The following is a 16,202-nucleotide window of genomic DNA, read 5'->3' as shown; positions in this document are numbered from 1 at the left end:
AAATGACAGTAAAACAAGAATGGTTGGCGATCGCTGATGAGGCGCTGACAAAAGCATATGTACCCTATTCACACTTTCCGGTAGGTGCGTGCTTAGTAACTAAAGCAGGCCAAACTTATCAAGGCGTTAACATCGAAAATGCGTCGTATGGCTTAACTAACTGTGCAGAACGAACAGCAATATTTAAAGCCGTTTCAGAAGGCGAGCGTGATTTCCAACATTTAGTGATTGCTGGAAATACTCCGGAACCAATTTCTCCATGTGGAGCATGCCGTCAGGTCATGGCTGAATTTTGTGCGCCTGATATGCCGGTGACGCTAGTTGGTGAACACGGGGTGACAAAAGAAACAACAGTTTCTGAGTTGCTGCCGTATGCATTTACTGAAAAAGATCTATAAGATCTAGCTACATGAACCAAACCTCTCAACAAATAGACAAAATGCTAGTAAGATAAAAAACATCTTTCTGTCATTTTTCTAATTGCTTTGATACACGACGAATGAAAAAAAGTCGATGTAAAAAGGTACCTACTTTGGTTGTTCGAGGTCTAAGCAGTTCATTCAACACAAAGAACGTAGCGATTCGAAGTTGAGAAGTACAAGACATACAAAGAGAAAGTTGTTTCATTATTATCTTGTTTCATTCAGTCATTCGGCTGTTGAAAATATAAAACTATTATTAGGGGGCTTTACAGAAATGAAAAAAGCGAAATTATTTGGTTTTGGCTTGACTGCACTAGCATTAACAGTGGCATTAGCAGCTTGTGGCGGCGGTAAAAAAGATGGGACAGATTCAACAGGCGGAAACTCAGCAGGCGGCGACGCAGATCACAGCGTAGTGATAGTAACAGATATCGGTGGTGTAGATGACCGTTCATTTAACCAATCAGCTTGGGAAGGGTTACAAGCTTGGGGGAAAGAGCATGATCTTAAAAAAGGAGCAGACGGTTTTGATTATATCCAATCAAACGACGCTTCTGAATACGTAACAAACATCGATACAGCAGTTTCTAACGGATTTAAAACAGTCTTTGGGATCGGTTACCTATTAGCTGATTCTATCAGTACAGCAGCAGATGCAAATCCAGATACACAATTCGGTATCATTGATAGTGTCATTGAAGGCAAAGACAATGTCGTTTCTGCAACATTTAAAGACCAAGAAGCTTCTTATTTAGCGGGTGTAGCAGCCGCTCATACAACAAAAACAAACACTGTAGGTTTCATTGGTGGTGAAGAAGGCGCGGTTATCGACCGTTTTGAAGCTGGTTTCCATCAAGGTGTTATCGATACAGCGAAAGAATTAAACAAAGATATCAAAGTTGAGATCGAATATGCCGCTTCATTTGGTGATCCTGCTAAAGGAAAAGCATTAGCAGCTTCTATGTACCAAAAAGGCGCTGACATCATCTTCCATGCTTCAGGCGGTACAGGCCAAGGGGTCTTCCAAGAAGCAAAAGATTTAAATGAAACTGGTTCAAAAGATAAAGTTTGGGTTATCGGTGTAGATAGTGACCAAGACAAAGAAGGTAAATACAAAACAAAAGACGGTAAAGAAGATAACTTCACTTTGACATCAACACTTAAAGGTGTAGGTGCTGCGGTTCAAGATATTTCTAACCGTGCGTTAGAAGATAAATTCCCTGGCGGCGAACACTTAGTTTACGGTTTGAAAGACGGCGGTGTTGATTTGACAAAAGGTTACTTATCAGATGAAGCACAAAAAGCGGTCGATAAAGCAAAAGAAGAAATCATCGATGAAAAAATCACTGTTCCAGAAGTACCAAAAGATGTAAAAGAATAGAATTTTTGCTTAGCGCTGCGTTCGTAGCAGCGCTAAGGTTTTATTAAGCCTTTAAAGAAAGAAAACGAATGATCAGACAACTCATTTTCTTTCTTTAAGAGCCTAAAAGCTACTTTAATTTTGGAAGTACCGTATCAATAGATGATGTAAGTGTAAGTGATTAAATCGTTAGGAAGTGAAAAATGTGGCTCAGGAAAACTATGTAATTGAGATGCGCAATATCACTAAGCAATTTGGAACGTTTAAGGCCAATGATAATATCAACTTAACTGTTCGGCCAGGAGAAATTCACGCATTGCTTGGAGAAAATGGTGCAGGTAAATCGACCTTGATGAATATTTTATCAGGTTTGTTGGAACCAACCTCAGGTGAAATATTTATGAATGGTTCAAAAGTAACGATCAATGGACCGACGGCAGCAAATCGCTTGGGAATCGGAATGGTTCATCAACACTTTATGTTGGTAGATGCTTTTACAGTAACTGAAAATATTGTGCTCGGAAGTGAGCCGACAAATGCGGGGATATTAGACCGTAAAAAAGCAACAGCAGAAATCAAACGTGTTTCTGAACAATATGGTTTGTCCGTAGATCCAGGAGCATATATTCGAGACATCTCTGTTGGTGCGCAGCAGCGTGTAGAAATTTTGAAAACGTTGTATCGTGGAGCAGATGTATTGATTTTTGATGAACCGACTGCTGTTTTGACACCTCAAGAAATCGACGAACTGATCGAGATCATGCAGGGATTAGTTCAAGAAGGTAAATCAATTATCTTGATCACACATAAGTTAGATGAAATCAAAAAAGTAGCAGATCGTTGTACGGTTATTCGCCGTGGACAAAGTATCGATACAGTCAATGTGAAGGATGTTTCTTCCCAACAGCTGGCAGATATGATGGTGGGACGTTCTGTTTCGTTTAAAACAGAAAAGAAACCGGCAGAACCAAAAGAAGTCGTTCTTTCGATCAAAGATTTGGTAGTAAAAGAAAGTCGCGGATTGGATGCTGTTAAAGGTCTTAGCTTAGATGTACGTGCTGGCGAAGTCGTTGGGATTGCGGGGATCGATGGTAATGGTCAAACGGAATTGATCCAAGCGCTGACTGGCTTACGCAAGGCAGAAAGTGGTTCAGTCGAACTTAAAGGTGAAACGATCACGAATAAAAATCCTCGTACGATCACCGAAGCAGGAGTGGGCCATGTGCCGGAAGACCGCCATAAATATGGCTTGATTTTAGATATGACACTGGCTGAAAATATCGCATTGCAAACCTACTATAAAAAACCATTAAGCAACAATGGCGTTTTGAATTATAATCAAATCAATTCCTATGCACGTCGCCTGATAGAAGAATATGATGTACGGACTGTAAATGAATTGGTACCGGCTAAAGCATTATCAGGTGGGAATCAGCAAAAAGCGATCATTGCTCGTGAGATCGATCGTGATCCAGATTTACTGATTGTTTCACAGCCAACTCGTGGTTTGGATGTGGGCGCTATCGAATACATCCATAAACGTTTGATCGAACAACGGGATAAAGATAAAGCAGTATTAGTTGTGAGTTTTGAGCTGGATGAAATTTTAAATGTTTCTGATCGGATCGCTGTTATTCATTCAGGGAAGATCGTTGGGATCGTCGATCCAAAAGAAACAAGTGAAAATGAATTAGGGCTCTTGATGGCAGGTTATTCATTAGAAGAAGCTAGAGCCGAATTGAATCAAAAGGCAGGTGAGGCAGTTGAATAATCGATCAGAAAAAATACGGAATATTTTAGTGCCTATATTATCGGTACTGATGGGCTTTATACTTGGCGCAATTATTATGCTTATTTCTGGTCAAGATCCAATTGCTGGATATCAAGCGATGCTTAAAACTGCTTTCCAAAGTCCGAAAAGTATCGGTGAAATTTTTGTGACAGCAGCACCATTGATTTTTACAGCTTTAGGATTCGCGGTGGCGAATTCTGCTGGCTTCTTTAATATCGGTCTTTCAGGGCAAGCGCTGTGCGGCTGGGTAACAAGTATCTGGGTAGCATTGGCGATGCCGGATGCACCACGTTTTCTGGTATTGCCTGTTGCTGTATTAGCAGGTGCCTTAGCGGGTGCTTTAGCAGCAGCGATTCCTGGTTTATTACGAGCTTTCTTCGGTACAAGTGAAGTAATCGTTACGATCATGTTAAACTATGTTTTCCTTTATACAAGTACACATATCGTGAATAACGTGATGTCAAAAGATTACATGAGCAACAAAGGTGTAACGAAAGTAATTGGAGAAAATGCAAGCTTACGTACAGAGTTTTTGAAAGAGATAAGTAGTGGTTCACGTTTGAATATCGGGATTTTTATGGCACTTATTTTCTTAGTCTTGATTTGGTTTTTAATGAAGAAAACGACTTTGGGCTATGAGATCCGTTCGGTGGGGTTGAATCCTTTTGCTTCAGAGTATGCAGGGATGAGCAGCAAACGAACGATCGTGATGTCGATGGTGATCTCAGGGACATTAGCCGGTCTTGGCGGTGTGGTTCTTGGATTAGGAACATTTGGCAACTTCTTTGTTCAAGGGTCTTCATTGAGTATTGGTTTTGACGGAATGGCGATCTCTCTATTAGGAGCAGGTAGCTCTGTCGGAATATTCCTGTCCGCGCTCCTTTTCAGTGTACTGAAGCTTGGCGGTCAAGGTATGCCGTTACGTGCCGGTGTTCCGATCGAATTAGTCGATGTAGTGATCGCAGCGATCATCTTCTTTGTCGCAATCAGCTACCTTATCCGTTTTGTCTTAGCGAAAGCTTCAGGTAGTAAAAAAGAAGTAGCGATCGTTGAAGAATTAGACGGAAAATCAGACCAAACAAGTCAAGAAGGAGGAAAAATCTAATGAATATTGCATTAATCGCTGTACTAGCGCCGATTATTACACAAACGTTGGTTTATTCCACTCCTCTGGTCTTTACGGCTTTGGGCGGAACGTTCTCTGAGCGTAGTGGTATTGTAAACGTAGGTCTTGAAGGGATCATGGTCATGGGAGCCTTCAGTTCAGTCGTCTTCAACTTAACGTTCGCTGAGACCTTTGGTGCGGCAACGCCTTGGCTAGCTTGTTTAGTCGGTGGAGTAGTTGGGATGTTGTTCTCGTTGCTTCATGCAGTTGCGACGATCAATTTAAGAGCAGATCATATCATCAGCGGAACAGTAGTCAATTTAATGGCGCCTGCTTTAGGGATTTTCTTGATCAAAGTGATTTACGGAAAAGGTCAAACAGATACGATTACAGAGTCATTTGGTTATTTTTCGTTTCCGATTTTGAAAGATATTCCGATTCTAGGTGATTTATTCTTTAAACAAACTACGTTGCCTGCATTTGTAGCCATTTTAGTGGCGATCTTATCTTGGTTCGTGCTGTTCAAAACGCATTTTGGGTTACGTCTGCGTGCAGTAGGTGAAAATCCTCAAGCGGCAGATACACTTGGGATCAATGTTTACTTGATGCGTTATTCAGGTGTACTGATTTCTGGGTTTTTAGGTGGTATCGGCGGAGCAGTTTTTGCTCAAACGATCGCTGGACGTTTTGCAGTCACAACGATTGCTGGACAAGGATTTATTTCAATGGCAGCGATGATTTTTGGTAAATGGAATCCGTTAGGTGCGATGGGGGCAGCCTTATTCTTCGGTTTTGCGCAAAACATCAGTATTGCCGGTTCAAACTTACCAGTGATTTCTTCGATCCCGGCGGTTTATTTACAAGCTGCGCCGTATGTATTGACGATCATCGTACTAGTTGTTTTCTTAGGAAAAGCATCTGGACCAAAAGCAATTGGGAAAAACTACATCAAATCAAAATAAATTAAGTATAAAAGGGCGGGGTTGCGGAGGTTGTAAAAAAGCGTTTAGCTCCGAGAAATAAGAAGAAAATCACGGAAATTGCTTGTTAAATTTTTGTGAGGCTCAGCTTATTTCCGAAGGAGCTGCTTTTTTCACAACGCTTTTTCCCAGCCCTTTTTATAAATAATTATTATGCTCATTTTACAAAATAAGTAGGTAAAGTTTTCAAACCAAATAAAAGAAAGAAGGATGGTTATGTTTAAACGTGTACATTTAATCGTAATGGATTCAGTAGGAATCGGAGAAGCGCCGGATGCTGAGAAATTTGGAGATGTCGGCAGTGATACGTTAGGGCATATTGCAAAAGAAGCAGGCTTGACGATTCCTAATTTAGAAAATCTAGGGTTAGGAACGATTGCCCCTCTTCATAATGTAGAAGCAGTCGCTGATCATAAAGGATACGCAACAAAATTAGAAGAAGTTTCTGTCGGTAAAGATACAATGACAGGACATTGGGAAATCATGGGGTTGAACATTCAAAAGCCTTTCCGCGTTTTCCCGGACGGATTTCCAGAGGAACTGTTAAAACAAATTGAAGAATTTTCAGGACGCAAAATCGTCTGTAACAAACCTTATAGTGGTACAGCTGTTATCGATGATTATGGTAAACACCAAATGGAAACCGGTGATCTGATCGTCTACACTTCAGCGGATCCAGTATTGCAAATTGCTGCACACGAAGAAATCATCCCATTGGAAGAATTGTATCGTATTTGCGAATATGTCCGTGAAATCACCAAGGACGAACCGTATATGATCGGTCGGATCATCGCTCGTCCATATATTGGCGAGCCTGGCAACTTTACAAGAACAAGCAATCGTCATGATTATGCTCTAGATCCATTTGGTCATACAGTGTTAGACTCATTGAAAGACAACGGTAAAGATGTGATTGCAGTAGGGAAAATCAATGATATCTTCAATGGGCAAGGAATCACTGATTCTGTTCGTACGAAAAGCAATATGGACGGTGTGGATCAATTATTGAATGTAATGAAAAGAGATTTTGATGGTCTGAGCTTTACAAATTTAGTTGACTTTGATGCGTTGTATGGTCATCGTCGTGATGTTGTAGGGTACGCTCATGCAATCGAAGCATTTGATTTACGTTTGCCTGAAATCATTGATGCGATGACAGATGATGACTTATTGATGATCACCGCTGACCACGGCAATGATCCGACTTTCCCAGGAACGGATCATACAAGAGAATACGTTCCGCTATTGGTTTACAGCAAAAAAATGAACGGTCAAGGCAGTCTAACGCAAGGACATTATGCCGATATCTCAGCGACGATCGCTGAAAACTTTGGTGTTCCGAAAACTGAAAACGGCGCAAGCTTCTTAGATAAATTAGTATAGGAGAGAGACGATGACGAAACTAAGTGAAATGTTGACAGAAACAACTGGTTTTTTAAAAGAAAAAGGGATCGGTCAAGTAGACTTTGGCTTGATTCTTGGTTCTGGATTAGGTGAGTTAGCAGATGAAATCGAAAACGCAATTGCAATTCCATTTTCAGAAGTTCCTCACTTTGCTGTATCTGCAGTTGTAGGACATGCTGGGAAGCTAGTTTATGGGACTCTTTCTGGTAAAAAGGTTTTGGCATTACAAGGTCGTTTTCATTATTATGAAGGGCATTCGATGCAGACGGTTACTTATCCTGTAAGAATGATGGCGGCAATCGGTGCGCATTCAATAATCGTGACAAACGCTGCTGGCGGTGTAAATGAAAGCTTCACACCTGGTAATTTGATGTTGATCACAGACCACATCAATTTTACTGGTGATAATCCATTGATCGGTGAAAATGATGATGACATGGGACCGCGTTTCCCAGACATGAGTCATGCTTATACGCCGAGCTACGCTGAAGCAGTAAGGAAAGTAGCAAAAGAACAAAATGTTCCGCTGCAAGAAGGTGTTTATATGGGCTTTTCTGGTCCAACTTATGAAACGCCTGCTGAAATTCGGATGGCTCGTACAATGGGAGCAGACGCAGTTGGGATGTCTACAGTATCAGAGGTTATCGTAGCAGCTCATAGCGGATTGAACGTGTTAGGAATTTCTTGTATTACAAACTTAGCGGCTGGGATGCAAAGCACATTGAACCATGCAGAGGTTGTAGAGACGACAGAACGTGTTAAAGGGCAGTTCAAAGAGTTGGTCAAAGCGAGCTTAGCAGCTCTATAAAAAAATAAGAGGAGTGAAAAAATGAGTGTTCATATCGAGGCAAAAACAGGTGAGATCGCAGATAAAATTTTATTACCAGGAGATCCGTTGCGTGCAAAATACATTGCGGAAACCTTTTTAGAAAATCCAGTTTGTTATAACCAAGTAAGAGGAATGCTGGGCTATACAGGAACTTACAAAGGTGAACGCGTTTCTGTTCAGGGAACGGGAATGGGGATGCCTTCTGCTACGATTTACGCCCATGAATTGATCAATTCTTACGGTGTGAAAAAATTGATTCGTGTAGGAACATGCGGTTCGATTTCTGAGAAAGTCAAAATTAGAGATTTAGTGATTGCTCAAGCAGCGGCAACACCCTCATCAATGATCCGCAATGATTTTCCTAAATATGATTTTCCGCAAATCGCAAGTTTTGATATGCTGTTAAAATCATATACAGTGGCAAAAGACAAAGGCTTTACAACTCATGTGGGTAATGTATTGTCTGATGACGTATTTTACAAAGAAAGTATGGATGAAGTCTTTAAACTGGGTAAATTAGGTGTTCTTGCTATTGAAATGGAAGCGGCGGCGTTGTATTATTTAGCAGCTAAATTTGATGTGCAGGCTTTAGCGATCATGACGGTTAGTGATAGCTTAGTAACTGGTGAAGAGACAACTGCTGAAGAACGCCAAACGACATTCAATGATATGATCGAAGTTGGTTTAGAAACAGCACTTTATAGTTAAAACAGATAAGAGGTTGAAATGAGTTACTTTCAATCTCTTTTTTGCTATTCTATTATAGAGATAGAGAAATGAATGGAGGAAGAAGAATGGATAATTTTCGTTTTTATGTACCGACAGATATTCGTTTTGGAAAAGACCGTCTAGCGACTGAGCTAACTGAGGTTTTAGACACTTACGGGAAAAATGTTCTACTAGTATATGGTGGAGGCAGTATTAAGAAAAATGGGTTATATGATCAAGTCGTGAGCCTATTGGAAGAAAGTGGACATCAGATCGTTGAGTTGAGCGGAGTAGAGCCGAATCCTCGGATCGAGACAGTTCGTAAAGGTGTTGAATTATGTCGTGAACATCACGTAGATGTGATTTTAGCCGTAGGCGGTGGTTCAACGATCGATTGTTCTAAAGTAATTGCTGCTGGCGTATTCAGTGAAGAAGATCCTTGGGAAATCGTTTTAGGCAGAAGAGGCTACCAAGGTGAGGCATTACCGATCGTGACGATTTTAACACTTGCGGCTACAGGAAGTGAAATGAATGCCGGTGCGGTGATCTCAAACATGTCGACAAATCAAAAGTTGGGTGTTGGTGGACCTGCGATGATGCCGAAAGTCTCATTTCTTGATCCATCAAATACCTTTACCGTACCAGCTTATCAAACAGCAGCAGGTTCTGCAGATATTTTGAGTCATTTGTTTGAAAGTTATTTCAATGTGACGGAAGGGACGGATGTCCAAGATTTTGTTTCGGAAGGCTTGATGCGTTCAGTGATCAAACATTGTCCGATCGCTTTAAAGGAACCGAATAATTATGATTCCCGTGCCAATTTAATGTGGGCGAGCAGCTTAGCGTTGAACGGATTGACACGAGGCGGAAAACACGGCGTTTGGTCTTGCCATGCAATGGAACATGAGTTAAGTGCTTTTTACGATATCACACATGGCATCGGGTTAGCTATTTTGACACCTCGCTGGATGGCTTATGTATTGTCGGAACAAACGGTAGGTAAATTTGCTCAGTTTGCTAAAAACGTTTGGGATATCACGGAAGTAGATAAAATGAAAGCGGCTAAGCAAGGGATTCAAGCGACTTATGACTACTTCAAAGCTTGTGGAATTCCGATGACGTTGCCGGAAGTTGGGATTGAATCTGAGAAGTTTGCAGAAATGGCTAAACAAGCAGTCGCGCATAGTACGATCAAAACAGATGCGTTTGTGCCTTTGGATAAAAAGGATGTTGAAGCGATTTACCAAGAATGCTTAACGGAGTCTGCTTTTGTCTAATCTTCACAACGTAGGAGGGAATAGAACGTGAAACAATTATTTGATGAAACCTATTCGGAAAATCGCACGCTATGGTATGGTTACTTTTCAACGCTGGAGCAAGCAGATTTGATCGATGAGCTTAAGCAAATTATTCAAACAGATTTGGAGTCATCTCAAGAAGTTCAGGCGACCAACTGGATATTTTATAGTGAAGTGAAGCAAACCGATGCGTTAGAAGAGGATGTTAGATCATCTATTATGGTACGTTATGTTAGTGGGCAATATTATGTACACTACAACATGTCCGACTTTGAATTTGTTACCCAGAGGGAACAAATTGAAGCGTGGCTGACAAAGTTGAAGAGTCAATTGAACTGAATGAGATAATAAAAAAAGAGAGCGGGACAAAACTAAAAATCAGTTTTGTTTCGCTCTCTAAACGTGAATAAACGGCGAAAAAAAAGCAGCTCCTTCGGAAATAAGAAGGAGCTAAACACTTTTGTCTCAGCCTCTATTTTTTATAAGTAGTATTTTTTAGCTACTGTTAGGTCATCGTTTAATTCATAAACAAGTGGTTGACCTGTTGGGATTTCAAGATCCATGATATCTTCATCTGAAATACCTTCGATATGTTTAGCTAAGGCACGTAGTGAGTTACCGTGTGCTGCAACTAAAACAGTTTTATTATCTAGTAAGGCAGGAGCGATCTCATCTTGCCAGAAAGGTAAAGCGCGTTCTAGCGTTACTTTTAAGTTTTCTCCGCCTGGTACATCGCGTTTGTCTAACATAGCATAACGACGATCGTTTGCTGCAGAAGTAGGATCTGTTACTTCCAATAGTGGAGGAAGAGTGTCGTAAGAACGACGCCAGATGTGTACTTGGTCATCTCCATATTTTTCAGCAGTTTCTTTTTTATTCAAACCTTGTAATTTACCATAGTGACGTTCGTTTAAGCGCCAAGATTTTACTTGTGGTACCCACAATTGATCTGAGTTTTCCAAGATTAAGTTACATGTTTTGATTGCGCGTGTTAAAACTGAAGTGAAAGCAATATCGAATTCGATTCCAGCTTCTTTGATTTTACGTCCGCCTTCTTTGGCTTCTTCGATTCCTTCAGGTGCTAAATCTACATCGACCCAACCTGTAAATTGGTTCAATGCATTCCATTCACTAAGTCCATGACGAGAAAAAACTAATTTTGGCATGTATAGCTCTCCTTTGAGTTGTAGTTTCTGAAACTTTCATTTCCTTTTCTATTGTACACCGTTTTAAAATAGATTTCCATTGTAAATTGGCAAAAGTGAATGGAAATGACAAGGACAGGCGATCTATCAGTTGGAGATAGATCGAAAATGGACTAGCTGTCACTCTAAGAGTGACACCCAGTCCATTTAAAAACGAATAAACAGTGGAAGCAGAAATGAGCGTCAAAGATAAGCGTCGGCCACTACCTTTGTTCATTATTGAGAAAATTTTGCTGCTTCAGTTTCTGTCAAATTGATATACTTATAGCAAGTGCCGATTGAAACATTGCATTTTGAAGCAATGAATTGGATGGTTTCGCGTTTTTCATGATATAAATGGCGAATTCGTTTGACTGTTCGACCATCGATTTTTGGGCGTCCGCCAATTTTTCCTTTTCTGCGTGCGTTGTTCAACCCGACGAGTGTGCGTTCTTTGATCAAGTTACACTCCATCGTCGCTAAACTGTTCATCGTCTTAAAGTAGATTTCGCCCATTGGCTCACGTGTGTCGATTTCATCATCCAAGCTAACTAGGTGAATACCGGAACCTTTAAATTCTTGAATCAGTTCAGTCAGTTGACGAGTAGATCGTCCCAAACGATTCAAACGGCATATCACAAGCGTATCATCTGCCTGAAGTTTGCTTAAAACGGATTCCAATTCAGAGGTCAATTGCTTGTCATCAGTGACGTCGAAAGATTCATGATGTATCTCGTCACAGCCGAAGGTGCTCAGTCTGCTGATCTGAGCATCTAGATCGTTATCAATAATCGTTGTTCGTGCATAACCAATTAATTTCATCGTTCGTCCTTTCTAGTTTTAAATAGTAAAAATCAGTTACTAAAAATGTAGCATATCTATGGACGAAATGATAGTTGTTTTTTATCTTTTTTTAATCTTTTTGCTTGTTTTCAAATCGTATTCAAAGAAAAATCAACGTGATACTTTAATGGTTTTAGGACCTTCTGGACCACCGACAATGACTGTCGTTACGATGTTCAGAAATAATCCGTGTTCAACTACTCCGACAAGTTGATCCAGATATGTACCCAGCTCTATAGGATCTTCGATTGTTTGTAGGTGAAGATCAATGATATAATGCCCGCCATCGGTAACAATCGTACGACCGTCAGAATCGCTACGTAACACTGGTGCATATCCTTTTTTTTCAAACAAACGTAGTAACTGTTGGCTGCCGTAAGGGACAACTTCAACTGGTAATGGGAATTTACCTAACTTATTCACCATTTTTGAATCATCGACGATCCAAATACATTTTTTTGAATAGGTGGCCACGATTTTTTCAAATAAAAGTGCAGCTCCTCCGCCTTTAATGCCTTGGTAATCTGCGCTGATTTCATCTGCCCCATCGATGGTCAAATCGACATAAGGAACATCATCGATACTTTTTAAAGGGATTCCTAAACTTTGTGCCTGACGCTCTGTTTCTTTAGAAGTTGTTACTCCCGTGATCGACAATCCTTCTTCTTTGATTCGACGACCGATTTCATCGACCATAAATTTTGCAGTAGATCCTGTACCTAACCCTACGATCATACCGTCTTCTACATATTTTGCTGCTTCGATTCCTGCCATTTGCTTAAGATTCATCAGCTTTTTCGCCCCTTTCGGATAATCAAAAACATTGTACCGTTAAACCCCGAAAAAAGATAGAAAGATTAGTAAAAATCTTTCTTTTCTTCTATTATAAATGTGAAGAAAAGAAAACGTGATTACTTTAATGAAAAAAGTGCTGTAAAAGGTTGACAGAGCAAGTATATCGTGATATCCTAGCAAAGGTGCTTTATCTACAGGTCTCTCAACAGAGACGTGCTGACTGTCTATCAAAGCATATTTGATAAAGAGTGCATAGATTGCATTATTTTTTATCGCTAAAAAAGAACCACCTGGATGTGTGGAACTAGATGCGAAATGAGGGAGGAGGAAACAAGGAATGCCTACAATTAATCAATTAGTACGTAAACCTCGTAAATCAAAGGTGGAAAAATCTAATTCACCAGCGTTGAACAAAGGATATAATAGCTTCAAGAAATCTCAAACGAACGTAAACTCACCACAAAAGCGTGGGGTTTGTACTCGTGTGGGAACAATGACACCTAAAAAACCTAACTCGGCTTTACGTAAATATGCCCGTGTTCGTTTGTCTAACTTAATCGAAGTAACAGCTTATATCCCAGGTATCGGTCACAACTTACAAGAACATAGCGTGGTTTTACTACGTGGTGGACGTGTAAAAGATTTACCGGGAGTACGTTATCATATCGTACGTGGTGCGCTTGATACAGCCGGCGTTACTGATCGTAAACAAAGCCGCTCTAAATATGGTACTAAAATGCCTAAAGCAGCTAAATAATTCGACAATCACTAAAGGTATTATATAAAATGAAAGAATTTTCGGAAGGAGGAGTTACGGATGCCACGTAAAGGTCCTGTTACAAAACGCGATGTTTTACCAGATCCAATTTATAACTCAAAATTAGTAACTCGCTTGATCAACCGTGTAATGGTTGATGGAAAACGCGGGATTGCTGCTAATATTATCTATAATTCATTTGATATCATCAAAGAATCTACAGGTAACGATCCATTGGAAGTTTTCGAACAAGCAATGAAAAACGTTATGCCTGTCTTGGAAGTAAAAGCTCGCCGTGTTGGGGGTTCTAACTACCAAGTACCAGTTGAAGTTCGTCCAGAACGTCGTACAACTTTAGGTTTACGTTGGGTTGTTAACTATGCTCGCCTACGCGGTGAACATACAATGGAACAACGTCTAGCGAAAGAAATCATGGATGCTGCCAATAACACTGGTGCTTCTGTTAAAAAACGTGAAGACACACATAAAATGGCTGATGCTAACCGTGCGTTTGCACATTATCGTTGGTAAGATCCTCTGTGCCTGCGGCTTAGGACCGCGGCATGAAGTTATGTATAGTTGATTTAAATAAAGAGAGGAGAACACCCTAGAATGGCAAGAGAATTTTCGTTAGAAAAAACTCGTAATATCGGAATCATGGCCCACGTTGATGCTGGTAAAACAACAACAACTGAGCGTATCCTTTATTACACTGGTAAAATCCATAAAATCGGTGAAACACACGAAGGCGCTTCACAGATGGACTGGATGGAACAAGAACAAGAACGTGGTATCACGATCACATCTGCTGCAACAACTGCACAATGGAAAGGATACCGAGTAAACATCATCGACACACCAGGACACGTGGATTTCACAATTGAAGTTCAACGTTCACTACGTGTATTAGATGGTGCGGTAACCGTTCTTGACTCACAATCAGGTGTGGAACCTCAAACTGAAACAGTTTGGCGTCAAGCAACTGAATATAGAGTTCCACGTGTTGTTTTCTGTAACAAAATGGATAAAATCGGTGCGGATTTCTTATACTCTGTAAACTCATTACATGATCGTTTACAAGCAAATGCACATCCGATCCAATTACCAATCGGTGCAGAAGACAGTTTCACCGGGATCATTGACTTGATCACAATGAAAGCTGAAATTTACACAAATGACTTAGGTACTGACATCCAAGAAACTGAAATTCCAGAAGAATATATGGATCAAGCGGTTGAATGGCGTGAAAAATTAGTTGAAGCTGTAGCTGAAACTGATGAAGACCTAATGATGAAATATCTTGAAGGTGAAGAAATCACAATCGACGAACTTAAAGCGGGTATCCGTAAAGCAACGATCAACGTTGAATTTTTCCCAGTTATGGCTGGTTCTGCCTTTAAAAATAAAGGTGTTCAATTAATGCTTGATGCAGTTCTTGACTACTTACCTTCACCACTTGATATCGAAGCAATCAAAGGTATCGATGTGAAAACAGACGAAGAAACAACTCGTCCTGCTGATGATGAAGCACCATTTGCATCATTAGCATTTAAAGTTATGACTGACCCATTCGTAGGTCGTCTAACATTCTTCCGTGTCTATTCTGGTGTCCTTGAAAGTGGTTCATATGTATTGAACGCTTCTAAAGACAAAAAAGAACGTATCGGACGTATTTTACAAATGCACGCGAATACACGTAAAGAAATCGATACAGTGTATTCAGGAGATATCGCTGCTGCTGTTGGATTGAAAGATACAACAACTGGTGATACTTTATGTGCGGTAGATTCACCAGTTATTCTTGAATCAATTGAGTTCCCAGAACCAGTTATCCAAGTGGCTGTTGAACCTAAATCAAAAGCCGACCAAGATAAAATGGGTGTTGCTTTGCAAAAACTTGCAGAAGAAGATCCGTCATTCCGCGTTGAAACAAACGTTGAAACTGGTGAAACAGTTATCTCTGGTATGGGTGAGTTGCACTTAGACGTATTAGTAGACCGTATGAGACGTGAGTTCAAGGTTGAAGCAAACGTTGGTGCACCGCAAGTATCTTATCGTGAAACTTTCCGTGCTCCATTAACTCAAGCAGAAGGTAAGTTTGTACGTCAGTCTGGTGGTAAAGGACAATACGGTCACGTATGGGTCGAATTTACTCCAAACGAAGAAGGTAAAGGCTTTGAATTTGAAAACGCGATTGTCGGTGGTGTGGTTCCTCGTGAATACATCCCAGCAGTTGAAAAAGGTTTATCAGAAGCGATGAACAACGGGGTTCTTGCTGGTTACCCATTAGTGGATATCAAAGCGAAACTTTATGATGGTTCTTACCATGATGTCGATTCGAATGAAACTGCCTTCCGTGTAGCAGCATCTATGGCTCTACGTGCGGCAGCTAAAAAAGCGAACCCAGTTATTTTAGAACCGATGATGAAAGTAACGATCACTGTACCGGAAGATTACTTAGGTGATATCATGGGACACGTTACAAGCCGTCGCGGACGTGTTGAAGGAATGGAAGCACACGGTAACTCACAAATCGTTAACGCGATGGTACCGTTGGCTGAAATGTTTGGTTATGCCACAACATTACGTTCAGCAACACAAGGTCGCGGAACATTCATGATGGTCTTTGACCACTATGAAGATGTACCAAAATCTGTACAAGAAGAAATCATCAAGAAAAATGGCGGCAACGCTTAATAGTTAAGAAATAAGTATAGATTTATTT

The 16,202-nt window shown here is 40.5% G+C and carries 16 protein-coding genes; 13 read left to right on the top strand and 3 right to left on the bottom strand.

Annotated elements, in window-relative coordinates; all coding sequences use genetic code 11:
• Positions 1 to 2 precede the first annotated feature (2 nt).
• The 10 genes from CC204_RS10335 to CC204_RS10290 all read left to right on the top strand — a co-directional run bounded on the left by CC204_RS10335 (position 3) and on the right by CC204_RS10290 (position 10,237).
• Positions 3 to 398 (top strand): cytidine deaminase, encoded by a 396-nt coding sequence (locus CC204_RS10335; protein WP_088270052.1) that lies wholly within the window; start codon positions 3 to 5, stop codon positions 396 to 398.
• 298 nt (positions 399 to 696) lie between these two features.
• On the top strand, positions 697 to 1,803 hold the full coding sequence (locus tag CC204_RS10330) for a BMP family lipoprotein (protein WP_087642076.1): 1,107 nt from the start codon (positions 697 to 699) through the stop codon (positions 1,801 to 1,803).
• A gap of 184 nt (positions 1,804 to 1,987) precedes the next feature.
• Positions 1,988 to 3,553 (top strand): ABC transporter ATP-binding protein, encoded by a 1,566-nt coding sequence (locus CC204_RS10325; RefSeq protein WP_087641990.1) that lies wholly within the window; start codon positions 1,988 to 1,990, stop codon positions 3,551 to 3,553.
• Positions 3,546 to 4,679, top strand: coding sequence for an ABC transporter permease (locus tag CC204_RS10320; RefSeq protein WP_162288344.1), 1,134 nt, complete (start codon positions 3,546 to 3,548; stop codon positions 4,677 to 4,679). The genes CC204_RS10325 and CC204_RS10320 overlap by 8 nt, the downstream gene beginning before the upstream one ends.
• Positions 4,679 to 5,641, top strand: a complete 963-nt coding sequence (locus CC204_RS10315; RefSeq protein WP_088270050.1) for an ABC transporter permease — start codon at positions 4,679 to 4,681, stop codon at positions 5,639 to 5,641. The genes CC204_RS10320 and CC204_RS10315 overlap by 1 nt, the downstream gene beginning before the upstream one ends.
• A gap of 234 nt (positions 5,642 to 5,875) precedes the next feature.
• The gene (gene deoB, locus CC204_RS10310) at positions 5,876 to 7,042 is read left to right on the top strand and encodes a phosphopentomutase (protein ID WP_088270049.1); all 1,167 of its coding nucleotides are present in this window, start codon (positions 5,876 to 5,878) and stop codon (positions 7,040 to 7,042) included.
• Positions 7,043 to 7,052: 10 nt separating this feature from the next.
• Complete coding sequence (locus tag CC204_RS10305; protein WP_088270048.1) at positions 7,053 to 7,871, top strand: purine-nucleoside phosphorylase; 819 nt, start codon at positions 7,053 to 7,055, stop codon at positions 7,869 to 7,871.
• Positions 7,872 to 7,892: 21 nt separating this feature from the next.
• Positions 7,893 to 8,600: a purine-nucleoside phosphorylase gene (deoD, locus tag CC204_RS10300; protein WP_087641995.1), complete on the top strand. Its 708-nt coding sequence runs from the start codon at positions 7,893 to 7,895 to the stop codon at positions 8,598 to 8,600.
• Between the two features lie 86 nt (positions 8,601 to 8,686).
• On the top strand, positions 8,687 to 9,877 hold the full coding sequence (locus CC204_RS10295) for an iron-containing alcohol dehydrogenase (RefSeq protein WP_088270047.1): 1,191 nt from the start codon (positions 8,687 to 8,689) through the stop codon (positions 9,875 to 9,877).
• A gap of 27 nt (positions 9,878 to 9,904) precedes the next feature.
• The gene (locus tag CC204_RS10290; RefSeq protein WP_088270046.1) at positions 9,905 to 10,237 is read left to right on the top strand and encodes a hypothetical protein; all 333 of its coding nucleotides are present in this window, start codon (positions 9,905 to 9,907) and stop codon (positions 10,235 to 10,237) included.
• A gap of 140 nt (positions 10,238 to 10,377) precedes the next feature.
• Here the strand turns inward: CC204_RS10290 and CC204_RS10285 are convergent, their stop codons facing one another.
• The 3 genes from CC204_RS10285 to rpiA form a co-directional block, all read right to left on the bottom strand.
• Positions 10,378 to 11,064, bottom strand: a complete 687-nt coding sequence (locus CC204_RS10285; RefSeq protein ID WP_088270045.1) for a 2,3-diphosphoglycerate-dependent phosphoglycerate mutase — start codon at positions 11,062 to 11,064, stop codon at positions 10,378 to 10,380.
• A 255-nt stretch (positions 11,065 to 11,319) separates the two neighbouring features.
• Entirely contained in the window at positions 11,320 to 11,904 is a 585-nt protein-coding gene (locus tag CC204_RS10280) for a recombinase family protein (protein WP_088270044.1), read from the bottom strand.
• 132 nt (positions 11,905 to 12,036) lie between these two features.
• Positions 12,037 to 12,714 (bottom strand): ribose-5-phosphate isomerase RpiA, encoded by a 678-nt coding sequence (gene rpiA / locus CC204_RS10275; protein WP_088270043.1) that lies wholly within the window; start codon positions 12,712 to 12,714, stop codon positions 12,037 to 12,039.
• 343 nt (positions 12,715 to 13,057) lie between these two features.
• Here rpiA and rpsL point away from each other — a divergent pair, with 343 nt between their 5' ends.
• From rpsL to fusA, 3 genes are all read left to right on the top strand, one after another.
• Positions 13,058 to 13,477 carry a 30S ribosomal protein S12 gene (rpsL, locus tag CC204_RS10265; protein ID WP_010761696.1) on the top strand — a complete coding sequence of 140 codons (420 nt, stop codon included), beginning with the start codon at positions 13,058 to 13,060 and terminating at the stop codon, positions 13,475 to 13,477.
• Between the two features lie 60 nt (positions 13,478 to 13,537).
• The gene (gene rpsG, locus CC204_RS10260; RefSeq protein ID WP_010761695.1) at positions 13,538 to 14,008 is read left to right on the top strand and encodes a 30S ribosomal protein S7; all 471 of its coding nucleotides are present in this window, start codon (positions 13,538 to 13,540) and stop codon (positions 14,006 to 14,008) included.
• A gap of 81 nt (positions 14,009 to 14,089) precedes the next feature.
• Entirely contained in the window at positions 14,090 to 16,174 is a 2,085-nt protein-coding gene (gene fusA / locus CC204_RS10255) for an elongation factor G (protein WP_088270042.1), read from the top strand.
• Positions 16,175 to 16,202: the final 28 nt, after the last annotated feature.

The sequence above is a fragment of the Enterococcus wangshanyuanii genome (assembly GCF_002197645.1).
Taxonomy (GTDB): Bacteria; Bacillota; Bacilli; order Lactobacillales; family Enterococcaceae; genus Enterococcus_L; species Enterococcus_L wangshanyuanii.
Note: the sequence above shows the minus strand (reverse complement) of the source record. Positions and strands in the feature narration are given on the sequence as shown.